Source organism: Pedobacter borealis DSM 19626 (genome assembly GCF_000708285.2).
GTDB classification, from domain to species: Bacteria; Bacteroidota; Bacteroidia; order Sphingobacteriales; family Sphingobacteriaceae; genus Pedobacter; species Pedobacter borealis.
Window position 1 is genome coordinate 1 of sequence record NZ_JAUG01000063.1, and the last position, 26,552, is coordinate 26,552.

The 26,552-nt window shown below is 35.7% G+C and carries 21 protein-coding genes; 4 read left to right on the forward strand and 17 right to left on the reverse strand.

Translation table 11 applies throughout. The annotated features are described in order from the left end of the window. The first annotated feature begins 334 nt into the window (after positions 1-334). Positions 335-1,033, forward strand: coding sequence for a ComF family protein (locus AW17_RS15975; protein WP_029278118.1), 699 nt, complete (start codon positions 335-337; stop codon positions 1,031-1,033). Positions 1,034-1,093: 60 nt separating this feature from the next. Continuing rightward, on the forward strand, positions 1,094-2,467 hold the full coding sequence (locus tag AW17_RS15980; protein ID WP_029278119.1) for a hypothetical protein: 1,374 nt from the start codon (positions 1,094-1,096) through the stop codon (positions 2,465-2,467). 326 nt (positions 2,468-2,793) lie between these two features. Here the strand turns inward: AW17_RS15980 and glmS are convergent, their stop codons facing one another. The 3 genes from glmS to AW17_RS16000 form a co-directional block, all read right to left on the reverse strand. Beyond that, positions 2,794-4,632, reverse strand: coding sequence for a glutamine--fructose-6-phosphate transaminase (isomerizing) (gene glmS, locus AW17_RS15990; protein WP_029278121.1), 1,839 nt, complete (start codon positions 4,630-4,632; stop codon positions 2,794-2,796). Positions 4,633-4,782: 150 nt separating this feature from the next. After that, on the reverse strand, positions 4,783-6,054 hold the full coding sequence (gene glyA / locus AW17_RS15995) for a serine hydroxymethyltransferase (RefSeq protein WP_029278122.1): 1,272 nt from the start codon (positions 6,052-6,054) through the stop codon (positions 4,783-4,785). A gap of 62 nt (positions 6,055-6,116) precedes the next feature. Next, positions 6,117-6,860 (reverse strand): segregation and condensation protein A, encoded by a 744-nt coding sequence (locus AW17_RS16000; RefSeq protein WP_029278123.1) that lies wholly within the window; start codon positions 6,858-6,860, stop codon positions 6,117-6,119. 190 nt (positions 6,861-7,050) lie between these two features. Between AW17_RS16000 and dxs the strand changes: the two genes are divergently transcribed. Both dxs and AW17_RS25185 read left to right on the forward strand, forming a co-directional pair. Then, on the forward strand, positions 7,051-8,979 hold the full coding sequence (gene dxs / locus AW17_RS16005) for a 1-deoxy-D-xylulose-5-phosphate synthase (protein ID WP_029278124.1): 1,929 nt from the start codon (positions 7,051-7,053) through the stop codon (positions 8,977-8,979). 699 nt (positions 8,980-9,678) lie between these two features. Next, positions 9,679-9,810 carry a hypothetical protein gene (locus AW17_RS25185; protein ID WP_280740040.1) on the forward strand — a complete coding sequence of 44 codons (132 nt, stop codon included), beginning with the start codon at positions 9,679-9,681 and terminating at the stop codon, positions 9,808-9,810. 622 nt (positions 9,811-10,432) lie between these two features. On the opposite strand, the gene AW17_RS16010 is transcribed toward AW17_RS25185, so the two are convergent. The 14 genes from AW17_RS16010 to rfbH all read right to left on the reverse strand — a co-directional run bounded on the left by AW17_RS16010 (position 10,433) and on the right by rfbH (position 26,548). Continuing rightward, positions 10,433-12,046, reverse strand: coding sequence for a hypothetical protein (locus AW17_RS16010; RefSeq protein WP_029278125.1), 1,614 nt, complete (start codon positions 12,044-12,046; stop codon positions 10,433-10,435). 7 nt (positions 12,047-12,053) lie between these two features. Next, the gene (locus AW17_RS16015) at positions 12,054-13,994 is read right to left on the reverse strand and encodes a polysaccharide biosynthesis protein (RefSeq protein WP_029278126.1); all 1,941 of its coding nucleotides are present in this window, start codon (positions 13,992-13,994) and stop codon (positions 12,054-12,056) included. Positions 13,995-14,053: 59 nt separating this feature from the next. Further along, positions 14,054-14,611: a PglD-related sugar-binding protein gene (locus AW17_RS16020; RefSeq protein ID WP_029278127.1), complete on the reverse strand. Its 558-nt coding sequence runs from the start codon at positions 14,609-14,611 to the stop codon at positions 14,054-14,056. 3 nt (positions 14,612-14,614) lie between these two features. Then, positions 14,615-15,583 (reverse strand): MraY family glycosyltransferase, encoded by a 969-nt coding sequence (locus AW17_RS16025; protein WP_029278128.1) that lies wholly within the window; start codon positions 15,581-15,583, stop codon positions 14,615-14,617. 73 nt (positions 15,584-15,656) lie between these two features. Further along, on the reverse strand, positions 15,657-16,547 hold the full coding sequence (locus tag AW17_RS16030; RefSeq protein ID WP_029278129.1) for an NAD-dependent epimerase/dehydratase family protein: 891 nt from the start codon (positions 16,545-16,547) through the stop codon (positions 15,657-15,659). Beyond that, entirely contained in the window at positions 16,547-17,698 is a 1,152-nt protein-coding gene (locus AW17_RS16035) for a glycosyltransferase family 4 protein (protein WP_029278130.1), read from the reverse strand. Before AW17_RS16035 ends, AW17_RS16030 begins: the two co-directional genes overlap by 1 nt. Next, a complete protein-coding gene (locus tag AW17_RS16040; protein WP_029278131.1) occupies positions 17,698-18,789 on the reverse strand; it encodes a glycosyltransferase in 1,092 nt (363 codons plus the stop codon). Before AW17_RS16040 ends, AW17_RS16035 begins: the two co-directional genes overlap by 1 nt. Beyond that, positions 18,786-19,700 (reverse strand): glycosyltransferase family 2 protein, encoded by a 915-nt coding sequence (locus AW17_RS16045; protein ID WP_029278132.1) that lies wholly within the window; start codon positions 19,698-19,700, stop codon positions 18,786-18,788. The genes AW17_RS16040 and AW17_RS16045 overlap by 4 nt, the downstream gene beginning before the upstream one ends. Beyond that, positions 19,697-20,746, reverse strand: a complete 1,050-nt coding sequence (locus AW17_RS16050) for an EpsG family protein (protein ID WP_029278133.1) — start codon at positions 20,744-20,746, stop codon at positions 19,697-19,699. Before AW17_RS16050 ends, AW17_RS16045 begins: the two co-directional genes overlap by 4 nt. A gap of 3 nt (positions 20,747-20,749) precedes the next feature. Further along, positions 20,750-21,817, reverse strand: a complete 1,068-nt coding sequence (locus AW17_RS16055; RefSeq protein WP_051691885.1) for a glycosyltransferase — start codon at positions 21,815-21,817, stop codon at positions 20,750-20,752. Between the two features lie 2 nt (positions 21,818-21,819). Further along, positions 21,820-22,932: a non-hydrolyzing UDP-N-acetylglucosamine 2-epimerase gene (gene wecB / locus AW17_RS16060; protein WP_029278138.1), complete on the reverse strand. Its 1,113-nt coding sequence runs from the start codon at positions 22,930-22,932 to the stop codon at positions 21,820-21,822. After that, entirely contained in the window at positions 22,929-23,882 is a 954-nt protein-coding gene (locus AW17_RS16065; RefSeq protein WP_051691886.1) for a glycosyltransferase family 2 protein, read from the reverse strand. The genes wecB and AW17_RS16065 overlap by 4 nt, the downstream gene beginning before the upstream one ends. Continuing rightward, positions 23,875-25,242, reverse strand: coding sequence for a lipopolysaccharide biosynthesis protein (locus AW17_RS16070; RefSeq protein WP_051691887.1), 1,368 nt, complete (start codon positions 25,240-25,242; stop codon positions 23,875-23,877). The genes AW17_RS16065 and AW17_RS16070 overlap by 8 nt, the downstream gene beginning before the upstream one ends. Position 25,243: 1 nt before the next feature. Continuing rightward, on the reverse strand, positions 25,244-26,548 hold the full coding sequence (rfbH, locus tag AW17_RS16075) for a lipopolysaccharide biosynthesis protein RfbH (protein ID WP_029278142.1): 1,305 nt from the start codon (positions 26,546-26,548) through the stop codon (positions 25,244-25,246). Positions 26,549-26,552: the final 4 nt, after the last annotated feature.

A 26,552-nucleotide genomic window follows, 5' to 3' on the forward strand; every position in this document is an offset into this window, starting at 1 on the left:
AATGGAAAGCCCGCAGCGCAGCGAGGACTTGCAATGAAAAGCGGGAACAAACCTTCATAGTAGCACCAACACTGCTTTGCTAAAAAACAAAAGCACTCTTAATATATATAGTGTAGAAATAAATCCAGCGTGGCCTGAATAGACTTCCGAAGTCATCCTTACACCCCTGCTCTTTTAAACTTCGGAAGTTATTTACTGAAATCATACCTATATAGTAGTAAGAACCTACTTTTCTAAAAAAGATTAAAAATTCAACCTCTAGCGTTCCGAAGTCCTTTCCATCGCCTTGGCCTTTTAAACTTCAGAAGTCAAAAATATTTTATAAATTAGTTAGATGCTTTTGGTTAAACAATGGACTTCTGACTTATTTGGACTACTATTCCCAAATTTATGTAATGCATGTGGCAATTCTTTATTTCGCCACGAAGAGTTGATTTGTTTAAAATGCTTACATGATCTTCCTTTTACCGATTATCACCAACATGCAGAGAATAGGGTTGCCAAGCAATTATGGGGGCGCTTACCACTTAATGCTGCAATGGCCATGTTGTATTTTAGAAAAGGAGCGAAGGTTCAAAACTTAATCCATAACTTAAAATATAATGGCAGAACCGATGTTGGGGTACTATTAGGCAATATGCTGGGCGAGCGGCTAAAAACCGGAATTCTTTATCAAGATATCAACATGGTTATCCCAGTTCCTTTGCATCGTAAAAAATATAAGATTAGGGGTTATAACCAAAGTAGCTTTATTGCAAAAGGAATTGCAACACAAATGGGAATAGATATTAGTGAAGACCACCTTATCCGAACTACTTCAACGGAGAGTCAAACTAAAAAAAGCAGGTATAACCGGTATGAAAATATGAAAGATGTTTTTCAGGTAAATTCTGCTGAAAATATAATCGGTAAACATATTTTACTGGTTGACGATGTAATTACCACTGGGGCAACGCTTGAAGCCTGCGCCAATACACTCTTAGCTATTGGGGCAGCAAAAGTGAGCATTGCGGCACTTGCCTTTGCAGAATAATTACTGTTACACGGTTTAAGCGCTATTGTAAGTAGCCAAACATTTTTCTAAGTTTGATTTATGCGTTTAAATATTGGTTTAGTGCTTTTAATTTTATTCTTTGGTTCAGCTTGCCGGAAAGGGGAACGTATAACCACAGATCTGAATGCTAAACTAAACATCTCTAATAAAGAAGTATTATTTGATACCATCTTTACTTCAGTAGGATCAACAACTAAAAGAATAAAGATCGTTAACCCGAACAATGATGCAGTTAAAGTTTCCGAAATCAGGTTATCAGGTGGCAATACTTCAGCTTTTAGCATTAACATTAACGGAGAGCAAACGCAGCACAAAAATGATCTCATTATAAACGGCCGGGATTCTATAAACCTCTTTGTCAAAGTTTCGATCAATCCAAATTCAACTAACCTGCCCTTTCTGGTTCAAGATTCTATCATATTAAATACAAATGGGAATAAACAGGTAATTCAGCTTTTAGCTTATGGACAGAATGCTGTATTTGTTAACGAATCGACAATTAATGCCAATACCATCTGGACAAAAGCTTTACCCTACATTATTAATGGATCGTTAACTGTTAAGAGCGGGGTTTCACTAACCATCCAGCCTGGAACTAAAATTTATTTTCACAAGGATGCCAATTTAAACATAGAAGGCAACCTGGCGGTTAATGGCAGCCTTACCGAGCCTGTACTATTTTGTAGCGATAGGCTGGAGCACATATATAGCGATGAGCCTGGGCAATGGAAAGGGATTTTCTTAAAAAGATCGGGATATGGACTTATCAAAAACGCGATCATCAAAAACGCATCTGTTGGCATTACATCCGATTCTTTATCCATTAACACTTGGCCCAAATTAATTTTAAGCAATAGCATTATTAAAAACATGCAGGTAGCAGCTTATATTGGCTACCATTCAGAACTCCTTGCATTTAATAATCTGATGTATAACTGCGGGAATTACCTGATTTATGCTGTAGGAGGTGGGAACTATAATTTAAAACAAAATACTTTCGCAGGCTATAACTTAAATTTTCCACGCAAAACGGCCTCATTAAGCTTTTCAGATTATTTATCGGCAAATGTTTATAACAAACTTCTGGTAGATTTAACCAATAATATCATATGGGGGAGTTTAACGAATGAACTGGATATCCAAAAGAAAACGGCTGCAATAGTGCAATTCAATTTATGGAGCAATTTAATCCGATCTACCAACAGCGCTTACAGCAACAACGGCAACATTTTAAATACCGATCCTCTTTTCATTAATCAAGATCTAGAAGATTTTCGGGTATCTCCCGGTAGCATTGTCAGAAAAAAGGGCGCTGATTTAAGTACTGATCCGTATTTCTTTAATTACCTTAATCAGGATGCAAAAGGAAATGCAAGAATTTATCCCTCAACCTTAGGCAGTTACGAGAAATAATTTATTTTTTTTATTTTCTCAAAACAAAACGGCGATAATTTCCGTTTATATATTCGAGAGCGTTAATTTAGATGGTAAGGGTCGATATTTCTTCTAAAGAATATCGGCCCTTTACTTTTTACCAAGATTTTAAGATTGCCACTCAATTTTCAGGCTATTTTTTTAACATCGCTTCAATCTCCAACAAGATTATTTCTTTAGAATTTAGCATTGGTGCCTATGGCAGCCTGCAGCCCCGCTTTTCCTCCTGCAGAATTTAATACTCCGCTAACAAAAAAGCAGCTACAAATTAATGCAAAGCCTTATTTATTTGTTTTGTTATAAAATTATTCGACTGTTACCGATTTAGCTAAGTTTCTTGGCTGATCTACATTACAACCGCGCATCACTGCAATATGATACGATAATAACTGAAGCGGAATAGTGGCTATAAGTGGTAAAAAGGCTTCATTAGCATCAGGAATTTCGATACAGTAATCGGCCATTTTCTTCACCTCGGTGTCTCCCTGGGTTACAATCGCAATCACTTTACCTTTTCTTGCTTTTACTTCTTGTATATTGCTGATCACTTTTTCGTATGATGAATTCTGCGTAGCAATAAAAACCACCGGCATTTCTTCATCAATTAAAGCGATAGGCCCATGTTTCATTTCTGCTGCAGGATAACCCTCTGCATGGATGTAAGAAATTTCCTTAAGTTTTAAGGCACCTTCTAAGGCCACAGGAAAACCACTACCTCTCCCCAAGAATAAACAGTTGGTAGAATCTTTGATCTTTTCTGCAACTTCTTTGATCAGATCGTTCGATTCTAAAGCAACCTGGATCTTTTCAGGGATATGATCCAGTTCGGTTAAAAGCTCAATCAATTTTGAAGTGGTAATGGTCCCTTTTTGCTGCGCCATGTAAAAGGCCATCAAGGTTAGAACCGTTACCTGCGCAGTAAATGCTTTTGTTGAGGCTACGCCAATTTCTGGCCCCGCATGGGTGTAAACGCCAGCATGGGTTAAACGCGGGATGGAAGCCCCCGCAACATTACAGATCCCAAAAATAGTTGCTCCACGTTCTTTAGCCATCTCGATGGCCGCCATGGTATCGGCGGTTTCGCCGGATTGTGAAATGGCAATTACCACATCTTTTTCGGTGATAATTGGATTTCTATACCTGAATTCTGAAGCATACTCCACCTCTACAGGTATACGGGCATATTCTTCGATCAGGTATTCGCCAACCAAGCCTGCATGCCACGACGTTCCGCAGGCCACAATAATGATCCGGTCTATATTTTTTAATTTCTCTGCAAATTCTTTGATCCCGCCAAGCTGAACTTTTCCTTCTTCAGGATAAATACGTCCCCGCATACAATCTTTAATTGAACGTGGCTGCTCATAAATTTCTTTAAGCATAAAGTGATCAAAGCCACCTTTCTCCAACATCTCAAGTTTTAGCTGTAGCTCTTGAATTAAAGGGGTTTGCACTACGTTATCCAATTGTTTAACTAAAAGGTCATTTTTGGTCATCAGGGCGATTTCGCCATCCTTTAGATAAATTACGGTTTTAGTATACTCAATAATCGGGGTAGCATCAGAGGCAATAAAATATTCTCCTGCTCCGACGCCAATTACCATCGGACTTCCTTTCCTCGCAGCAATTAAACGATCAGGGTGTTCTTTATCCATAATCACTATGGCGTAGGCACCGTTCACTTCCTGCAAAGCCAAACGAACTGCTTCTAAAAGATCAGTATTTTCAATTTCCTGGATTTCTTCAATCAGGTGGATCAATACCTCTGTATCGGTATCGCTTTTAAACTCGTGACCACGACTAGTCAATTCTTCTTTTAAGGTGGCGTAGTTTTCGATAATTCCATTATGGATAATAGACAGCTTACCGCCATTTGATGTGTGGGGATGAGAGTTTCGATCGGAAGGCACGCCATGAGTTGCCCATCGCGTATGTCCCATACCAATTGTACCAGACTTATCTTTGTCTTCGGCATATTCTTCTAAAACCGCTACTTTTCCGGCCTTTTTATAAATATGCTGACCACTATTATTCATCAGTGCAATACCAGCACTATCATAACCCCGGTATTCTAATCTTTTAAGACCTTTCAATACAATTGGCCAAGCTTCCCTGTAACCAATATAGCCTACTATTCCACACATAAGTTTATATCACATTAATTGGCTCAAATATATAAAACAAACGTTTGTTTTAAAGAAAAAAAGCTAACAAACTTACTTCACAAAAAAAGCAGTTACAAATTAATGCAACTGCTTGTTCTATGGCAACCCCAACAGGGTTGGTGTATAATTTTATTTATAAAGTGGGAAAGCGCTTACCAATTTAATCACTTCTGCTTTTACACTATTTAGGTTAGCTTCATCATCCGGATTGGTTAAAACCTGATCGATTAAATCTACAATCTTTTCCATTTCAGTCTCTTTTAAACCACGTGTTGTAATTGCGGCAGTACCTACACGGATACCTGAAGTTACAAATGGTGATTTATCATCGAAAGGAACCATATTCTTGTTCACTGTAATTTCTGCTTTTTCCAAAGCATTTTCAGCTACTTTACCAGTAATATTTTTATTCCGAAGATCGATCAGCATCAAGTGGTTATCTGTACCACCAGAAATAATGCCATATCCTTTAGCTACAAATGCTTTGGCCATTGCCTGTGCGTTAGCCGCAACTTGTTTAATGTATGTTCCGTACTCCTCGCTTAAAGCTTCGCCAAAAGCAATTGCTTTAGCCGCAATAATATGCTCTAACGGACCGCCTTGTGTACCGGGGAAAACCGCCATATCGAGCAAGTTACTCATTAAACGGGTTTCGCCTTTAGGTGTTTTTAATCCCCATGGATTTTCGAAATCCTGTCCCATCATAATCATACCCCCACGTGGACCACGTAAAGTTTTATGGGTGGTGGTGGTTACAATGTGGCAATGTGGAAGTGGGTTGGCCAACAATCCTTTTGCGATTAAACCTGCTGGGTGAGAAATATCAGCTAAAACCAAAGCACCGATTTTATCAGCTACTGCACGGATAAAAGCGTAGTCCCACTCGCGGGAATAAGCAGATGCACCGCAGATAATTAATTTAGGTTTTTCGGCTAAAGCAACTTCCTCTAATTTTTTATAGTCGATAAGTCCGGTTTCTTTTTCAACGCCATAAAATAAAGGCTGGTAAAGTTTACCTGAAAAGTTAACAGGTGAACCATGTGTTAAGTGACCTCCATGAGAAAGATCAAATCCCAATATTTTATCACCTGGCTGCAAAACGGCTAGCATTACTGCTGCGTTAGCTTGTGCGCCAGAGTGTGGTTGAACGTTCACCCATGCTGCACCGAACAACTCTTTTGCTCTATCGATAGCGATTTGCTCCACTACATCCACTACCTGGCAACCGCCATAGTAACGTTTGCCCGGTAAGCCTTCAGCATATTTATTGGTTAGTACCGATCCGGCAGCTTCCATTACCTGCTTGCTTACAAAGTTTTCTGATGCAATAAGCTCTAAACCATGCTCTTGTCGGTTTAACTCCTTATCAATAAGTTCAAAAATTTGGTTGTCGCGTGTCATCATTATATGAGGTTTGTATTTTTTTTGCAAAAGTAAGAAATTCAAATTTAATTTAGGTCGTATTAGGATAATGCTTTCACATTAAAGTTGTTGAAACCGCTTCCAATGGTTATCTCTACGATTTGTTGCTGCAACATTTCTAAAATAGCCAGGAAATTATAAACGAAATGCACTTTATTCTCTGAATTTTTAAGCACTAAAGCAAAATCGATCTGTTTATTGATATCGAGCAGATTCGCAATAAAGTGTTTTTGCTGCTCGATAGTGTAAGGATATTGTACCACGGTGTGTTTAACCTCTTCGCTGCGCAGCTCATACTTCTGCATCGTCCGGTGGTAAACGGTTAAAAGTTTATAGAGATCCAATGATAAAAGTTCATCCTGGTGGCTGGAAGATGCAGCGGCCAGGGTTAAATCATATGCAATATTACCCCGCTGATCTTGTTTAAACCGTTCCTCTTCAAAAACTTTCATTTCTTCTGCGGCAGATTTAAATTGTTTGTAGGCTATAAGCCTGGCGATCAGGTCTTGTTCGGCATTAATTTCATTCCCGGCTTCATCAACCTCAATCCTTGGCAAAAGCATTTTAGATTTAATGCGCATCAAGGTTGCAGCCACTAAGATAAATTCGCTGGCAACTTCTACATTTAAAGCTAGGAGCTGATGGATATAGGCCAAAAAATCGTTGGTGATTTTGGCAATCTCCACATCCTGGATATTAAGTTCATCCCGCTCTATAAAGAACAGCAACAAATCGAAGGGGCCTTCGAATACCGGAAGTTTTATTTCAAAATTCTCTGCCTGCATGTGAAGAGACAAACATAATGAAAATTTTTAGTCCCGAACAATCCTAACCGTTAAACCCTAAACCTTAACCTACATCCGCTAACCCCTCACCGCCAACCGCTTAACGCTCAATAATAAACCACTATTTTTCTCTTCTATATTAAAACAAATTTGCCTTACTTTGTATCTTGTTTTTTACCATAAATTTCGAATGCAAGTAAAAGCTGGCCCCCTATTATCTAAAATCAACTATCCCGCTGATTTAAAGCAATATAGCGATTCTGACTTAGAACAAATAAGCCAGGAATTACGACAGTATATCATTGATGTAGTTAGTGTTAACGGTGGCCATTTTGGCGCCAGTTTAGGTGTTGTTGAATTAACAGTAGCCTTACACTATGCATTAAATACCCCTTACGATAAGTTGATTTGGGATGTAGGACATCAGGCATACGGACATAAAATATTAACCGGCCGTAGGGATTTATTCCATACCAACCGTGTATACGGTGGCATTAGCGGTTTCCCAAAAATTTCGGAAAGCGAATATGATACCTTTGGTGTAGGCCATTCTTCTACTTCCATTTCGGCCGCTTTGGGTATGGCGGTGGCTTCGCAGTTAAAAGGCGAAACCGATCGGCAGCATGTTGCCGTTATCGGCGATGGCGCCATGACAGCTGGTTTAGCTTTTGAAGGATTAAACCATGCAGGGATCGAAAACAGTAATGTGCTCGTAATCCTGAATGATAACTGCATGTCTATCGATCCGAATGTGGGTGCGCTTAAAGAATATTTAACCAGCATCACCATCTCGAAATCGTACAACCGTTTCCGTGATGATATTTCTCATGTACTTACTGGGCTATCTAAACTTGGTCCTAATGCACATAAGTACGTTAAGAAAATAGAGAAAAGCATTAAAGGTACCTTACTGAAACAAAGTAATTTATTTGAAGCTTTAAATTTTAGGTATTTCGGCCCGGTTGACGGACACGATGTAAAACGTTTAGCGCAGACCATCAAAGATTTATCTGCTATTCCTGGTCCTAAGCTTTTACACTGTATTACTGTAAAAGGAAAAGGTTTTGCGCTAGCAGAAAAAGATCAGACCAAGTGGCATGCGCCGGGCCTTTTCGATAAGATTACCGGCGAAATCAAAAAAAGTATTCCAGATAAGCCACAACCACCAAAATACCAGGATGTTTTCGGACATACTATGGTAGAGCTGGCTGAGGCAAATGATAAAATTGTTGGAATTACACCAGCAATGCCATCAGGTTCATCATTAAACATTATGATGAAAGCGATGCCAAAACGCGCGTTCGATGTGGGTATCGCAGAGCAACATGCCGTGACCTTCTCTGCTGGTTTGGCGGCACAAGGACTGGTGCCTTTTTGCAATATCTATTCGAGTTTTATGCAAAGGGCTTATGATCAGGTGATCCATGATGTAGCCATTCAAAAGCTAAACGTAGTGTTTTGTTTGGATAGAGCGGGCTTAGCAGGTGCTGATGGTGCAACACACCATGGCGCATATGATATTGCTTACATGCGTTGTATCCCGAATTTAGTGGTGTCTTCTCCAATGAACGAAGAAGAATTGCGTAACCTGATGTTTACCGCCCAACAAGAAAATGTGGGGCCATTTGTAATCCGCTACCCTCGCGGTAATGGTGTAATGCCCGATTGGAAAAGGCCATTTAAAGCATTAGAAATTGGCAAAGGACGCAAAATTTGCGATGGAGAGGATGTGGCCTTATTAACTATTGGTCACGTAGGTAACTTTGCAGTAGAGGCACGAGCCGAATTAATCAGCGAAGGTTTTTATCCAGCACATTACGATTTACGTTTTGTAAAACCTTTAGATGAAGCTTTATTGCATGAAGTTTTTATTAAATACAAAAATGTAATTACAGTCGAAGATGGTTCATTACCCGGAGGAATAGGGTCTGCAGTATTGGAATTTATGGCCGATCACGGCTATCACGCCAATGTAATCCGTCTGGGTATTCCCGATCAGTTTATCGAACATGGTGAACAGGCCGAACTTTGGGCCGAATGTGGTTATGATAAAAATGCAATTATTGAGGCTGTTAGAAAAGTTGCGGTGAAGAGAACAACGAGCAGCCTAGCAGGGTAAGTTATGAGTTCCTGCACAGAAAGCGCTAAAAGGAGCAAAGTAAAAAGCATTATAAACAATTAATACAGTTCTTTATCACTTATATTTTGATCCATATTAAGAGCCTGTTTAAATTTGATGTAATATTTTTACTTATCTAATATTTTTGTCACACTGAGGGGTAATTTATTTATAAAAATCAATATTAATGACAGCAGAGAAAAGATTAACCACCAAGTCACAAAGAACACAAAGTTTAGTGCCTTTGTGATATAGCGACCAAAAAACTGAACCATATAAGACACATAAGTTACCTATAAACTCAATGCCTTATATGTTCTTACTGCCTTATATGGTGAAAAATTATAATAGAAATAAGACCCTGAAACAAGTTCAGGGTGACGGATCGAGCGCGTGACCATCATCCGATAGCCCTACCTATGTCATACTTGATGCTAAAAACTTGTACGCTTTTTGTAAACGTTAAGCAAATAATGAGTAATTCTCAAAACATAACATTAAATTAACACAAATTATTATTACTCGTCCGTATGATTCAGTATATTTGTTCACGGTGTTGAAAAACATGGGATTACTGCCTCATTTACGTAGACTTCAAATGCAATCTCAAGTCGTTTCTACATTTAAATAAAATTAACATTAGCTCAAACTTTTTTCTTAATCATTTGTTTGTCTAAAGCACGACGTAAATTGATTATTATGGAAAATAAAATCTACCCTATGACCGCTCTTAAAAAAACCATTGAAATCAGTAAACTTATTTTTAACTTCTTAGGATTCTTATTCGAGGAAGGTGTTAATAAAGATAAAATAGGCAGAAGATTAAGTTAATCGTTTTCGCCTATTAAAGACTAGCTGACCATACTTTGTAAAGAATTTCTTTACGAACCTGAACTTTATTATATTATCTGTTCGGATTTGATTAACGGATTCGACCAGCGCTGGAACGACAACAGGCTGCAGAAGCACAACCATTACCCTGTCATCCAAATTAGCGAGGAGCTATTTTAAGAGCCTGTTTAAATTTTATTATAAATTATTAGTATGTCAGTCTGAGCGTAGTCGAAGACCCGTTTTTCGATATATTAAAAGCAATCGACTCCGCTACCATTGACAGACCTCCATAGAAAGGTCGTCATTGCGAGGCACGAAGACAACCGAACGAAGCGAGCTCATGAATACCTTTAAAAACAGATGTAAAAATGAATAATCTTAATGCGCACGCTAGTAGCGATCGTTGTAAGATTGCTTCGTCGGCTGAAAAAGCCTTCTCGCAATGACGATTCCCCGCAGCTTACAATACGCTAAAAATCCTTATATTATTTATATTGATTTTTATACAATAAATTATCACTCAGTGCGACAAAAATGTTAGATAAGTAACATAATTAAATCAAACAGGCTCTAAGCATCTCAATAATAGATTACCAAAGTCAGCAGGTAAAGTTATCTCTTAAAAATCGTGATAAATATTCCTAAACGAGCTTCTTAAACCGATCATAAATAACCCTGTCTTGTTTACGCCTAAGCCATTCCGTTCCTGTCTTATCGTACCGGCAACTTCAATGCGTAAATTATACTTCGGGTTAAGAAGATAACCTACCTGACCTTTAACATAATATAAATTGGTGGCTATACCCTGCCCTACGTGGCTTCCATAGTCTACAGCCCTGGTGTTATAGTCTTTGAAGATATCTCCGCCATAATTCATTCCTTCCGGATCTAAACCATATCTGGAATAAATAGCTTGCCCTTGGAAGTCAAACCGCTTATAACTGTAACTTAAAATCCCTAAAAACTCCCTAAAGTTAGCCCCATAAGGATGGGCTAAGGCCTGATTATAGTTCGAGTAGTTAGACAATCTATTGAAATGCGCATAAGTATATGGGCGGGCTGTATTAAATTCAGCCAGGTAGTTTAAACCATTAACCTTGAATAAATCTGCTCCGCGGATACCAAATTGAATGGCCCATTTATTAGCCCAATAACCATTTCCTTTAAAAAACTCTTTAGCGGTAAACTCATCGAACATGAACTGACCGTAAAGGCTGCTCTTTTTAAAGAGCTCATATTTGAGGTTGAAACCTAAGCGCATCTTATCTGGAGAAGTGGTATTGGTATTCTCTACCGGACGTAGAAATATAAAAGGGTGAATGTAGTTAAAATCAAATCCGCGTTTACCTTCTACCTCAGCATCAGCCCAGGTAACTGCCTGAAAAAAACCGACAGAGAATCTCTTCGTTGCATTCCAATCTACATAATGTGCCGCCATCCACTTGCCTCTGTCGCCTAATCTTCTATCTGCAGCTAATTTCTCAGCTCCAGGGTCAAGCATATAGGCAAAAATGGTTTGATATTGTACACTTCCCAAAGTGGCTCTAGCCCTAAAGAAAGAATAATTGGAAGAAACATCGGAAAGAAGCATAGAACGATATCCATCTCCAATAAAGTTTTTATCGTAGCCTAAAGCAAAGTTTAAATGTTTATTCGGGGTATAAGAAAGCAATGCCGTTACATAAGACCAATCTTGCGTATTGGTGGCTAATTTACCATATCCTTGTCCAGGCACCACCCGGTTTTTGACGATGAAGTTATTAACATAATCCACAAACTTACCTTGATTCTCGTAACCATTGAGATAAAAAGAAAACGCTTTCCCTACATTTCCACCAACCTGAAATCCACGGCTATTTAACCAGGTATTTCTATTGCCGCTTACATCTCTACCAATCTGAAAATCAGGGAGGAAATCGGCATAAACATTATAATCATCGCCCTTAAACTGCAATAAATGTTCTTGAAACAATTTCCGATGAGCCCAGCTTCTATGGTTTAAACTATCCGTACCATAGTTCATCAATGAATCATAGCGACTGTTTAAAGCCTGATCATCTGAATAAAACCCTTTTATCGAAGAGTGGAATTTCGAATTTGGATCGTATACCGAAGAATTAAATTTCTGATAGAACTGATAATCGTAAGGAATAATCCGGTTTGGGGTGGAATCCTGAGCCTTAACCGCAAAACCAGTAGTGGCCAGCAAGGCTAACAAAAGATATTTTCTCATCTAATAATTAGTTGTTTATTATTTTATCCAATTCTTCGAAAACCGAGTTTTTACTCTTGAATTCAGGAACAAGCTTTTTCATGTGAATAACCACCTCCCTATCGCTTCCTGATTTGGCAGCTTCGATCAAATCGTATATTTTTTTCTCTATCTCTTCAAACACATACTCTCTTACCTTGCCAATCATGATTTTCGAATGGTGCGTTGGTAAAGTGTTTTCGTTATCATTTAAAAGTTCTTCGTAAAGTTTTTCTCCTGGTCTTAATCCTGAAAACTCAATCTTGATATCAATATTGGGTTCAAGGCCCGATAAACGGATCATCTTTTTAGCTAATTCAATAATCTTAACCGATTTACCCATATCAAAAACGAAGATCTCCCCTCCCATCCCCATACAGCCTGCTTCAAGTACCAATCTACAAGCCTCAGGAATAGTCATGAAATAACGGGTAATTTCCGGATGGGTTACCGTAACTGGCCCACCCTTTTCAATCTGTTGTTTAAAACGTGGGATTACAGAACCATTTGAACCCAACACATTACCAAAACGTGTAGTGATGAATTTAGTAATCGGTTTTACCTCTTGTTCGTTGATATAACTTAAACCATTACTAAAGATAAAGCCATCTGTATTTAATGATTTATTTAATGATTGTACATAAATCTCTGCTACACGCTTAGAGGCCCCCATTACGTTGGTTGGGTTTACAGCCTTATCGGTAGAAATCATTACAAATTTCTGCACGCCAAAACGTACCGATAAATCTGCGATCAATTTTGTTCCGCCTACGTTGGTTCTAATCGCCTCAGCCGGGTTATTCTCCATTAAAGGCACGTGTTTATAGGCCGCAGCATGATAAACATAATGAGGCTTATAGTTCTCGAACAATTTCTCCATGCGTTGCAAATCGCGTACATCGCCAATAAACGCTACGAAATTTTGTTGGTTATTATGCTCCTGAAGTTCTAAATGAATTTCATGAAGCGCGCTTTCCGACTGATCACACAGAATGATCAACCCTACTTCGAACTTCATTAACTGTCTCACGATCTCACTACCTATAGAACCAGCAGCACCAGTAATCAGAATACGTTTTTTGCGCAACATGTTGCCAATACCTTCAATATCAATTTGAATAGATTTGCGGTTAAGCAGGTCTTCAATATTTAACTTTTGAATCTGGGCAGGCTGAAGCTTACCATTTTCCCACACTTCGGGAGGTGGAATATTTAAAATTTTAATGTCGTTTTCCAAACAGAGATCCACCACCTGGTCTTTACGGTCATCTGGAATAGTATAGGAGGCAAAAATAATCTCATCCAGTTCGTGTTCTGCTACCAGATTAGGCAATGTTCCCGCATCCAAAATCCGAATCCCATCTATCGCTTTACCTACCTTTCGGATATCATCATCAATAAAAGCAACAATTTTCTTGTTAAAATTTCCATCGTGATCAAAAGTTCTTTTAGTGGCCAAACCAGCTTCACCAGCACCATAAATAATCACTTTTTTGATATCCAGATTTAGGTTCTTTACATACATAAAGAAATATTTAATCAGAATCCGATAAGTAATCAGCAACAAGAAACTGGTTAAACCATTGGTAATCAAAATGGCTATAGAAATCAAGCTGATTTTGAAGAAAGTGATATAGATAATATTCAGTAAAAAGAAAGTTCCATTACTGATAATCACAGAAAACAGAATCCGGAAAGAATCCTGAGCACTGGTATACCGAATGATTCCTGTATAAGTTTTAATCTGAAAAAATACAGCAATATTGATGATTCCTAAAATCAACAGATTTCTGGCCAACTCTGGAAGATCAACGGCTGCCAGGTACAAATTATGCTTTAAAGCATAAGCAAAAATGATCGATGCTGCACAGATTGACAAGTCCAACACGAATATCACCCAGCGGGGTACAATATTAATTTGAGTAAACAAGGTTCGATAGGGTAAAATTTGCTAAAGATAAGTTTTTTAATCAGCAATAGGTAACAATTCTATGTTGTTGAAGAAAAATCCATAGGTATAGACCAGTCCTCTTCAAAAACACCAGGAATATTAGCTAAACGATCAACAGCCGTACACGCAGCTATGGTAACGCCCGATCCAATTTTAGCTCCGCCACCAATATAGGCGTTGGGATAAATACTGCTAAAATCGCCCAATACAGCGTCATGATCTATAGTTACATTGGCATTTACAATGACATGTGCGCCTAAAATGGCACCCGTTTGAACAACGGCTCCAGCCAAAATCACAGAACCAGTGCCAACAATTACGTCAGGTGCTACTGTGGCTTGCGGATGAATAAAAACACCAAATTTGTGTTGTACCCGAGCAGCAATGGCTCTTCTGATTTCATTATTTCCAATACCAATTAAAACTTCTGCATTGGGAAAAGAATGGGGATCATATTGCAAAATCGGCAAGTCTTGAATAAAAGGCTTGGTAATGCGGTCATCAAAATATCCCAAAATGGGTGGAGCGTTTAAATTTAAGCCGGCAGCCAATACCCTGGCATGCCCTCCTGTTCCATAAATTATTCTATCAGCCATCACTTAAATTAAATTAAACAGATGTTTTTTGCCTTCAACCTTCAATCGCATAGCGACAAAAACAACCAGAGACACTATCAACAATAATAATGCCGATAACCAACTAGACTGAATAACAAAAACAATTAAGAGATTAATAATGAGCTGTACAACCAAATAAAGCACAACAACAGCCAATTGTGGCCATTTTCTTTCATTGGCCAAAAATTGATAGAAATGTGTACGATGTGCCTTAAAAATGTTCTCCTTTCTCATTAGCCTGAAGAAAATAGTAGTCACCGTATCAAGGCCATATAGGAGTAAAAATAAAATATAAACCGGATTCTGGGTTTTGAAAATCAACTGTCCCAAAAGAAAGACGATGATAAAGGCTATGCTCACACTACCAACATCGCCAGCAAAACATTTGGCCTTCTTTCTGAAGTTGAAAAAATTAAAAACCAATACGGATATGATTACTGTTAGCAACAGCTCGACAGAAGTAAAGTCGATGATATATTGGTCAATGTAATAGAGTGTAGCTAGTAATAAAAGGCTGTATCCTCCGGTTATCCCGTTAATGCCGTCCATAAAATTATAGGCATTTATGGTGCCTATCACTACGATTACCCCAATGGCAGTAAAATACCATGGAAAATAAATCACATCTAGTTGCGTAAATAGCAATAATACTGATAAACCATGAACGACTAAACGTACTTTATTGTTCAGGGTATGCATATCATCCAAAAAGCTGATTAAGGCAATCAGAAATAATCCGATACTGAAAAATAAATACTGAAAGCCAAACAGAAAAAAGGCAAGCAGCCCTGCAACCCCAAAAATAATCCCTCCACCACGAATGGTAACTGCGGTATGTGAGCTCCGATGGTTAGGCTGATCGATGATATTATAATGATCGGCGATTTTGAAATAGACTAACTCAGCCACAAACAAAATAACGAGCAAAAATAATGCGTAAAGAACAGACATAGGGTTTTATTTTAATGTTGCGAAGATAGGAAAAACTATACTATACAATGAATTTCCGAATCTCAATTTTTGATTAGCCTAAGAAAGATTTAGCCGTCAAAGCCAAAGCTGCTCTGGTTTTCAGCGGCCATTCCTCTCCAATTGCAGCCTTTATTTTTTGATTGCTCACTTCATAATTTTCGGTGAGCTTATTTAATTTCTCCGTGTTTAGCGGTAGGTGCAAAACATTTCCAACCTTTGCAACAAACTTGATCAGCGTTTTTGAAACATGCCATAATTTTGCCGTTTGACCACTAGATTCAGCCAAAATAGACACTACTTCATTTGTAGACAGTGCTTCATCGTCTGCCACCTGGTAAATGCCAGACTCAACATCTTTTTCGATCAGCTTCTGTATAACAAAACATAAATTTTCTACGCTTAAAAAAGATCTCTTATTCTCAAAACTTGCAAGCGGATAGAGAATTCCTTTCTTAACGATTTGATAGAGTAAATTTAAGTTACCTTTGTTCCCCGGGCCATGAATCATACAGGGACGAAGTATATAATAGCGCTTACCTTTGGGAAGAGGTTGTGCTTTTATGTATTCTTCGGCCATAAGTTTTGATTTACCATAGTCCGTCTGAGGATTTGGAGCCGTATCTTCAGTCAATATACCTTCTACAACATCGGCAACAGCCTTTACAGAGCTTATGAATATAAATTTCTTCGCATCTGATTTTAAAAAGGCATCGTACAGCTTTTTTGTAAGCTCATAATTAACCTGGTAATATTCTTCCGGATTTGCAGCTTTTTTTAAATCGTGGGCTTTGCCTGCGAGATGAATTAAAATATCCTCATTTATTTCAATTTTTTGTTCCTTTTTATAACGTATACTCAAACTCCTTAGTTCATGAGAAAACTTAATATATCCTTGAAGATTTGTTCCTACAAATCCTGTTGATCCTGTTATTAATACTTTCATTAAACATTTAGTTTTTCAGCTATTAAATTCCAAATTTTAGTCTGCTCAAAATTTTGCTGAACAAAATCTCTTCCTTGCAATCCATGCTGTCGGGCTACATTTTCGTCTTCTAAATAAAATAAAATTTTATCAGCGATATCTTGTGGTTGATTTGAAATAAATAACCCTGTTTTATTTTCCTTGATAGACTCATAGCAACCTGTTGCTTTCGTGATAATAACTGGCAACCTCATTGATGAAGCTTCTAAAGAAACCGTGGGAAATCCTTCTCGATATGTTGGCAATATAAAAACATCCATAATTGAAAAATAGATAGATGCATCTTGTACAAAATCTGTGAATATAATTGACGAATCTAATTTAATCTGAGTCTTTGAGTATTCTGAAATAGAATCCCTATCTTCTATTGGCCCTATTAAAAGTAGCTTGGCTTCTGGAAATTTTATTTTAACTATTCCCCATGCTAAAATTAGATCATCAATCCCCTTATCTTTTACTAATCGTCCGACATAACCAACAACTTTATTCTCTGAAGAAATATTGTATCTATTGCTTAATTCTATGACATCATCCTTATTTTTTTTCTCTGGATTATATTTTTCTTCTGTATCGATACCATTACATGTACCTAAACCCAAAACTACATTTTTACTTGCATCACTTAGCTTGTCTCTTTCACTAATTTCTTTGACTGAATAACTTACACAAACGACCTTTTTTGCAAAAAAACCTGTGAGTCGTTCTATATTTTTAAGTACACTTTTTTTTAATCCCCTACTTGTTTCATAAATAATTCCGTGCCTAAAGTAGATTCTGTTTGACACACCTGCCAGAGAAGAAGCAATCATTGCTACCATACCTCCTTTGGGAGTATGTCCTACTACTATATCAATCCTATGCTTTTTTATGTACTGATAAATCTTAATTATTGCTTTTAAATCTTGTAATGGGCTTATATATCTTGTAATCTCAACACTAAAAGGTATATACTTTAATTCTTTAGAGGATCCTAAAAAATCGTTTGAAGGGGTACACCCTAAGTGATATTCATTTCCGGATTTTTTTTCTAAATACTGAAACTGTCTACCAAAAAAATGATTTATAACAAACGACACTGTTATTATATGTAGTACTTTTTTGTTTTCCTTCATTATTTTAAGAGTTCATTATACAACTCAATCTGTTTATCTACCATACCCTTAATATCATACAGCTTTGCCCGTTCAAAACCAGCTACTGCAATTTTATTATAGTAAATCCTATCATTTAGTAACTCCTGTATTTTTGTAGCAAGTTCCTTTTCATTACCTTTTTCAAACAATATCCCAACACCTTCAACAAGTTGAAAAACACCTGGTACATTAGATGCAACCACAGGTTTCTTAACGGCCATACCTTCGATAACAGATAAAGGCATTCCTTCCCAATGAGAACTAATAATTACAACATCAGATGATTTCATCAGTATAGGAACATCTAGCCTTACCCCTAAAAAGCAAACCCTTTTTTGTAAATTCAAATCCTCAACCAACCTTTCTAAATCATTCCTAAATACTCCATCTCCTACCAAAAGCAATTTAATGTTAGGCGGCAAATATTGCAAAGATTTTATTGTAGTTGTCTGATCCTTCTGATAACGAAAACCAGCTACTTGTATCAACAACTTATCTGACTCCAAGATATTTTTATCAATGTCATTTTTACCAATAGAATTAGCTTTATTGAACAAGTCAACGTTAATTCCATTTTCTACAATAACCAACTTATTTGAATCCAAATCTGCATGGTTTATCAATACATTTTTAATCTCCAATGTGATACAGACTACCTTATCATAAAACCTATAAATAAACCTATCCATAAACCTAAAAATGGAATATTCAATTCTTGTGTTTGAGGTGCTATGCTCTGTAAAGACTAGTTTAGTTTTAGAAAAAGAAATCAACTTTGCCAAAACAACCCAATATTGAGCGGGAAAAAGATGAACGTGAAATAAGTCGTATTTTTTTAGAAATTTAATAATTTTAAAAATATTTAAGGGGTTATAAATATTTTTAGAACTAAGTGTATAAATATCACAACAATCCATTTCTTTTAACTTATTTAAATAAGGATAATTTGTAGCATCAATAAGCAACAAATCTACCCTACATCCTTTTTGATTAAACAATGGTATAGTATCTAATAACAATTTTTCTGCACCCCCCATACCTAAATTATTTATTACATGAAGTATTTTCATCTTAGTATGAGGAGTTTAAAAATCAAATAAAATCTACTTTCTCTTAAAACAAATTTATTTTCAAGAACAAGCTTTATCTTCTTAAATAAGGATGTTTTTTTGTCCAATATTTGAAAATAATCCTTTATCAAATTTATCTTTGCAAATGCAATCTGTTTTTCGTGTGTCGAGACTATCTCCTTTAAATAATTCAACATATTTTCATCATACAAAAACGACTTGTTTTTAAACAACCAAATCAACCTTTCTTTAAAAGTTAAATTTTGCTTTGTCGTTGCACTATCGTGCCGTCTATATAACATCATTGCGGATGGTATATGATAAACTTCACCCAACAATAGAGCAATTAAAGAAACATGATAATCGTGGACTGGGCAATTTAAAAAAAAAGGAACTAACTTTTCTTTTAATTTTTCATTAAATATCATAGTCGATCCTTGATAGCCCGCATTCGAAAACAAAAAATTTCTTAGGCTAGGTTCTACTGTCAGTGTATAGTTATTTCCAAATTGATCCGAAAGAGTTTCGCTTGTCAATACAGAATTAGAAAAAACTAATGTAGAAACGTCACCTTTCTCTACTTTCTTGATAAAAGAAAGAGAAACTTCTATCTTGTTCTCAAACCAAATATCGTCTTGATCAGCAAACATTGTATATGGGGCTTTACAATAAGAAAGAACTTGTTCAAAATTTCGAGAAACACGAAGATTTCCTAAGTTATCCTCTATCAAGTATATTCGAGAGTCTTTTTTAATGTATTCACGAACAATACTAACCGTATTATCATTACTACCGTCATCTCGCACAAACAGCCTCCAATCCTCAAATGTTTGAGAAATAATGCTGTCCAATTGGTCTTTAATATATTTCTCGCCATTGTATGTTGCCATTGCAATATCTACTACGCTCATAAATCAAAATCAAAATAATAAGGTCTAACAAATTCACTATTAACATAATTAATCCATACCAAAAATGTACAGAGTAATATAACCAAAATAGTTACCACCCAACGTGGATTTATAATGACAATCAACATCGGTATGAGCAAGCATTCACATATCCATAATAAATCTGCTACTCTAAATGCTGCACCCGGAAGAGCTGCTAAAAATATTAAAAAGAAAATACCCATTATGTACATCTTCAAATAAAGATAAAAACCTTTGAATCTTATACCTAATGGTTTTGAAAATATAATAAGAGGCGATACAATAAATATTTTTATGAGAATAAAAACGCTAAACACATTCACGCTTTTAACTATATCAGTATTCCACTCACTGTATGCAATAGCAAGGGTTTGAACGTATGATATAGGAATCATCATCAACAATGATAATGCATTTATATTTATAAAATACATCAAATAAGCTAGAGGAATGAGCGATATAAATAAATTTAAGTTCTTCTTATTGTCTTTTAAAATAAAATAAAACAAAAAGAACATGGCGAATGAAAAATGGAAAAATGTTGCAAGCAATAAATACCCAAATGTTTGTCGTTTTTTATTATCTATCCAATAACTGAATGACAACAATGTAAAACCAACTGCCACACCTGCCCTTATGGCATTCAAATCATGTATTACATAGCAAGAAGCAAAATAAACTGCTAAAGACAAGAAAAAATATGGAGCCAGCTGTTTTAAAGCAATAAATAAAAGCGAAACAGACAAAAAAGCATAAGTTATAAAAACCAGTTTTTCAGATCCCAACAAATCGTAGCAAAAATAGGATATCAAATAAAATGATGGTTCAGCAATACCCCATTTATCCTTAATAGACATCAAATAATTACCATGATCATTATCAACTCCCTCTCCACGAAATCCTGCAACTATAAAAAGAAAAAACCATAAAAAAATATACAACCATAAACTCTGATTCGTAAATTTGTATTTATAAATCGAACCAAAACCTATGATTATAAAAAACAAAAAAAAATAGAACCACATAATTTAGACTTTTAAAATAAAAGAAGTCAGTTTCGAAGGTTTATTTTCGGCATTTATTCTACAATATATTTCGTGATTTTTAAAACTTTTAATTTCTTTCAGCTTTTCAATTTTCAGTTTATCTAAATTAATAAAATCAAATCCTAGCTCATAAAAATCTCCAATTTTATTACTTAGAGTTATACAAGTCATACCATATGCTAAATATTCAATTATCTTGGTAGGACAAGCAACATTATTTACATCAACATCATCTCTCAAAACAAATCCATAATGAGCTTTCTTGTAATATTTATCTAACTCATTGGGGCTAACAGAATCAATAAAAATATTTTTCTTATCACTTAGTCCATTTATATTAAACATTTCCTGCATTTTTTGCTTTTGGCCTGTAAGTATATAAAAATAAGAATTGGGTATATCTACTATCTTTTTTATACTCTCTACCATCAATGGAATGTTCTGATAACCCTGCATATTTCCTGCATAAAGTATATTTATTTTATCTCCCTTTTCTTCAAATCCATTTTCAATATTTATGGTATTTGGAAGTATCGGATAAACCAAAAAATCGGCTTTTATATCGTTATACTTTTTACAAAAATGTTTTCTCATAGCATTAGTAACAACAATTATTTTTGTTGATTTCTTAATTACTAATCTTTCAAGTACTGAATAAACAAACTGTTTTAGTTTACTATGCCCTGCCAGTTTTATTTCCTCTGGAATTATTCCATGAACATCCCATACAAAATTATTTCCTTTAAAAAAGGGCAGAAAAAATATCCCTGCTAAACTCATTCCATAAAGAGAGTGACAATAAACAACATCTGCATCTTTCAATTTTCTTAATAACAAGAAAAAGGAAAGCCAAATTGATAAATTTATTTCTACAATATTATTATCAACTTCTTTATGCTCTGTTTTAAAAGTTTTAAACCTAGGGATTATATATGTCTTTTTATATTCATTATTTCCAAACATCTTGTCAACAGCATCAACCCTTTGCATCATTCCTTCCTTTATATTTTCTGGTGTTGAAAATGGAGCTAAAAAAACTATTTTTTTCATATTTATCCGAATATTTTAACTATTCCCAAACAAGCATTCCCTTCACCATATGGATTATGCGCTTTACTCATTTTTTCATATAAATCTGTATCTGTCAACAAAACAGAGGCTTGTTTTACAATCTCAGAAGTTTTAGTACCAACCAAAATAACCGTCCCTGCCTCTAAGGCTTCAGGTCGCTCAGTAGTATCACGCATTACCAACACTGGTTTCCCTAAACTGGGCGCTTCTTCTTGTATACCACCGCTATCTGTAACAATTATTTTTGCTTGCTTCATTAACCAAACGAACGCTGGATAATTTAACGGTGATATTAATTTTACATTTACTATACCTCCTAAAATTTCATTAACAGGTTTCTGAACATTTGGATTAAGATGTACTGGATAAATAATCTGAACATTTTGCTCTAACGCTAATTGCTTTAAAGCTTGACAAATATTTACAAATCCATCACCAAAATTTTCTCTTCGGTGTCCTGTAACTAAAACTAGATCTTTAGTAGTATCAACAATAGATTTCAAGAAATCAATCTGAGGATCTTCAATATATTCTACTCTGTCTTTTGCAAACAAAAGAGCATCTATAACAGTGTTCCCTGATACAAAAATGCATTCAGGATTAATCCCTTCATTTAATAAATTTTGCTTTGCTTGTTTAGTAGGTGCAAAATGAACATCAGCCAATCTACCAGTTATTTGGCGATTCATCTCTTCAGGAAATGGTGACGATTTATTATTTGTTCGCAAACCCGCTTCAATATGACATATTTTTGCTCCTGCGTAAAACGCAGCCAGAGCAGTAGCAGTTGATGTAGTAGTATCTCCATGAACAAAGACATAATCCGGACTAAAGCTTTCCAAAATTGGCTTCATTGATACGATAACATCAGCTGTTAATGTAAATAGATTTTGTCCTGGCTTCATTAGATTCAAATCATAATCAGGCGCAATTTCAAAGAATTCTAGTACCTGATCTAACATTTCTCTATGTTGTGCAGTAACACATACTTTTATATCAAATTTATCTTTGTTTTTTTGGAATTCCTTAACCAAAGGAGCCATTTTTATAGCCTCAGGGCGAGTTCCAAATACTAATAATATCTTTTTTTTCAACTCTTTAATTTTTTTGTAATTTTATCTACTATTTTAGCAACAATCAATTTATAAAAATAAAAATCAAATAATGAGAATTTTAGAAAACCCCATTTGTATTTGTATTGAACTTTAGCCGTAATTAAAGCTCCTAATCCCGAATCTATGATCGCCTGTTTTACTTTCCAGATATCACGTTTTCTATACCCAGATTTTCTATAATATTCATAAACATCTAATATGAAATATAAGTTTATTAACGCCAATCTATCATCCCATTCTTTTTCGTGAACCATAACTGAAAGTAATGGTTCCTTAATATAAATAACATCTTCATCAGATTTAATAACAGATGTGATCACATGAGTATGAGGAAATAAACTTCTGTAATCATCCCAAGAATTCGTCGAAAAAATAGATTTATCATAGTTTTTAAACCTATCGAGTAAAATTATATTGCAACTAATAAAAGTTGCCATCAAATTCTCAGCTCGACATTGTTCGCTAAGCAATTGACTCATCTTTATGCGTTTTATATCCTGACCTATCTTAGTACAACCAAAACCTACAATATCTTTTACGGCTAATACTCTAAAATTCAAACCTAAAAAAGGGATATTTTGATTTTCAATAAGTATTTTTATTATTATATCAATGCCATTTGAATCAATTACGTCATCATCCCCAATTAGCCAAAAATATTTACCAGTTGCATACTCATCTGAAAGTTTAAAAAAATTAAGGTTCGGCCCGAGATTAATTGAATTTCTTAAAATTTTCAAGAAAGAATATTCCTTTTTCAATTCAGTTAAAACAACTTTGGTGGTGTCTGTTGAAGCATTATCAGAGACTATAACTTCAATTTTATCCTGATACTTATTAACCTGTTTTAATATTGCCAACAGACTTATTTGAAGTTTGTCAGCCCTATTATAAGTAGGGATACATATTGAGAGTAGTTTATCATTCATTGTGCCATTCTTTTTTCTTAGTTGTGAAAATAAAATATGTCCAAATAAAAGCTATGATTGTCAAAATTAAATAGCCAAATGTTATTCCCATAACTCCAAAATAACTTCCCATTAACAATGTTGACGAAGAACAAAGTATTCCTATAACCACACTTTGCACTAGCATAGGCTCTTGTTTGTGACAACGCATATAAGTTGCCCAAGAAGCAATAAAATGATTTAAAAATATTGGAATCATCATAAACAACATTGGTAAATAAGATAAAAAACGATCAGCAAAATTTTTGCCTCCAATTTTTATTTCAAAATAACGTAAAGAAATAATAACTGCAAAAAGAACAATTAAGACAAATGCGTTCAATAAAGCAGATTGTATAAGGGTTTTATTAAATAAAGCATCTAATTGAACGTAATCCTTTTTCGCAATTAAACCTGAAAACTTGGGTATTTTAGTCGTTATCCAACTAAAACCTAATGCCATGACAGAATTTAAAACTGTCAATGTCATTCCCATTTGTCCTGCAATGACTGCACCGTCAGTAGCAAAAAGTACCGGATTGAAAAGTTGAAATATAAAATAACCACTCATCCAACTCAGGGCTATTTTCCATTGATAAGGAAATATTTCTAAGCGGTAATTAACATGCCAATTTCCTAACCTATGCCAAATAAAAGTTAGCAATTTTCTTTTGTTCCCAAAGAAAATCCATATTGGCACTATCGTAAAAGATAAGATTGCGGCAACTGGTGCTGAGAAAAGCTTGTAACCTAAAGAAAACAAAATCAACACAAAACTAAGTTGTACGACTTGCTGAATCATCCGAATCTTTGCTACTTCTTTAACATTACCTAATCCTTCAAAAAAGGCTAATATTGGAGAAACCATCAACGAAAGTGAGGTTGTAATGGATAGAATTACCCAAGGAATATGCCAATTGACATCTATATTCCCTTTCCCGTATTTATTAAAAAAAAAATACCCCGTTATGAGCAAGCCAAAAAATAACAATACTGAAATAATGGCAAACCATTTGGCCGTAAACCGTAACAAGGAAGCCAATCTTGAACTCGATTCTTCCGAACCTGAAAAACTTATTTGATTATGCCAGGTTAAATTAGCATTTTCATGTGCCACAAACTGTGTTATAATACCAGACAAACCCAGCTCAAAGAAGATTTGTATTGCCAAAATACTCCCGAAGGTATAATAATAACCCTGTTCCACTTTGGTCAGGCATTTTGCTACGAACAGCAAAATTACAACACCACCAGCAGCTTGAATAACTCTTGATAATATAGTGAAAGCTATGGCTCCGTCAATTCCTAGTTTATTTGACCCTCTTTTTATTAATTTTATCACATTAAGAATTTAAATATTCCCTAATCACGTTTGCAATATAATCATAATGTGACTCATTTAATCCTGGCCATACGCCCAACCAAAACGATTGGTTCATAATAATATCGGTATTTTTCAAATCTCCGATAGTACGGTGTTGAATGCCCGCATAGGCTGGTTGCCTTAGTAGATTGCCCGCAAACAATAATCGTGTCCCAATTTTCTTTTCTTCCAGATGTTGTACTAACATATGTCTATCATTAGAATCGCCATCTCTTAGTGTAAGTAAAAATCCAAACCATGAAGGATCCGAATTAGGAGTAGGTTCAGGTAAGATAAAAATCTCTTCGAACTCTTTCATTCTTTGATACAATGCTGCATAATTTTCTCTCCTACGCTGTACAAAATGATCGATTTTTTTGATCTGAGAAACCCCAAAAGCGGCTTGCATATCAGTCACTTTCAAGTTAAACCCGATATGCGAATAGGTATACTTATGATCATAGCCATAAGGTAGGGAGCCTAACTGCTGCCCAAACCTACATCCGCAAGTATTATCTTTTCCAGGTTCACAATAACAATCTCTTCCCCAATCTCTAAAACTTTCTGCAAGTTTGGCTAGTTCTGGATTATTGATGAGCACTGCACCACCTTCGCCCATTGTGATGTGGTGTGCGGGGTAAAAAGAGAAAGTAGAAATATCACCGAATGTACCCGTTTTCTTGCCTTTATAAGTTGCACCTAGAGAATCGCAATCATCTTCTACTACCCATAGATTATATTTCTTAGCTACCCTCATTACTTCATCCAAATCAAAAGGATTACCCAAAGAGTGAGCAATCATAATTGCCTTGGTTTTTGGTGAAACAGCTTTCTCGATATCTTCAGACAAGACATTGTGCGTGGCAATATCCACATCTACAAATACAGGAATAGCACCAAATTGAATTAATGGGTTCACTGTAGTTGGAAATCCAGCGGCAACGGTGATAACCTCATCTCCTGGTTTAATAGCTCTATCGCCTAACTTAGGTGATGTTAAGGCATAAAAAGCAACTAAGTTTGCTGAAGAACCTGAATTTACTAATAGTGCTTTATTGGCTCCAAAATACTGCGCAAACTCATACTCGAATTGGTTAGAAAATCTTCCAGCAGTTAGCCATCCATCTAGTGTAGCCTCCACGCCCAATAATATATCATCTTCATCCAATACCTTACCGGTAACTGGAATGTAATTCTGACCTGGTACAATAACTTGTGTAGTTTTTTGCCTTGCAATTTCACGCAAGGCTTTCTCCAAATTGGAATCAGTAATATTTTTTAACATAATG

Bases quoted from the DNA above. Each gene is read 5' to 3' on its own strand.
- AW17_RS16000 (WP_029278123.1), bottom strand. From the start codon at position 6,860: ATGCAGGCAGAGAATTTTGAAATAAAACTTCCGGTATTCGAAGGCCCC.
- AW17_RS15975 (WP_029278118.1), top strand. From the start codon at position 335: ATGCTTTTGGTTAAACAATGGACTTCTGACTTATTTGGACTACTATTC.
- AW17_RS16050 (WP_029278133.1), bottom strand. From the start codon at position 20,746: ATGTGGTTCTATTTTTTTTTGTTTTTTATAATCATAGGTTTTGGTTCG.
- rfbH (WP_029278142.1), bottom strand. From the start codon at position 26,548: ATGTTAAAAAATATTACTGATTCCAATTTGGAGAAAGCCTTGCGTGAA.
- AW17_RS16010 (WP_029278125.1), bottom strand. From the start codon at position 12,046: ATGAGAAAATATCTTTTGTTAGCCTTGCTGGCCACTACTGGTTTTGCG.
- AW17_RS16020 (WP_029278127.1), bottom strand. From the start codon at position 14,611: ATGGCTGATAGAATAATTTATGGAACAGGAGGGCATGCCAGGGTATTG.
- AW17_RS25185 (WP_280740040.1), top strand. From the start codon at position 9,679: ATGGAAAATAAAATCTACCCTATGACCGCTCTTAAAAAAACCATTGAA.
- dxs (WP_029278124.1), top strand. From the start codon at position 7,051: ATGCAAGTAAAAGCTGGCCCCCTATTATCTAAAATCAACTATCCCGCT.
- glmS (WP_029278121.1), bottom strand. From the start codon at position 4,632: ATGTGTGGAATAGTAGGCTATATTGGTTACAGGGAAGCTTGGCCAATT.
- AW17_RS16065 (WP_051691886.1), bottom strand. From the start codon at position 23,882: ATGAATGATAAACTACTCTCAATATGTATCCCTACTTATAATAGGGCT.
- AW17_RS15980 (WP_029278119.1), top strand. From the start codon at position 1,094: ATGCGTTTAAATATTGGTTTAGTGCTTTTAATTTTATTCTTTGGTTCA.
- AW17_RS16025 (WP_029278128.1), bottom strand. From the start codon at position 15,583: ATGTCTGTTCTTTACGCATTATTTTTGCTCGTTATTTTGTTTGTGGCT.
- AW17_RS16035 (WP_029278130.1), bottom strand. From the start codon at position 17,698: ATGAAGGAAAACAAAAAAGTACTACATATAATAACAGTGTCGTTTGTT.
- glyA (WP_029278122.1), bottom strand. From the start codon at position 6,054: ATGACACGCGACAACCAAATTTTTGAACTTATTGATAAGGAGTTAAAC.
- AW17_RS16030 (WP_029278129.1), bottom strand. From the start codon at position 16,547: ATGAAAGTATTAATAACAGGATCAACAGGATTTGTAGGAACAAATCTT.
- AW17_RS16040 (WP_029278131.1), bottom strand. From the start codon at position 18,789: ATGAAAATACTTCATGTAATAAATAATTTAGGTATGGGGGGTGCAGAA.
- AW17_RS16045 (WP_029278132.1), bottom strand. From the start codon at position 19,700: ATGAGCGTAGTAGATATTGCAATGGCAACATACAATGGCGAGAAATAT.
- AW17_RS16055 (WP_051691885.1), bottom strand. From the start codon at position 21,817: ATGAAAAAAATAGTTTTTTTAGCTCCATTTTCAACACCAGAAAATATA.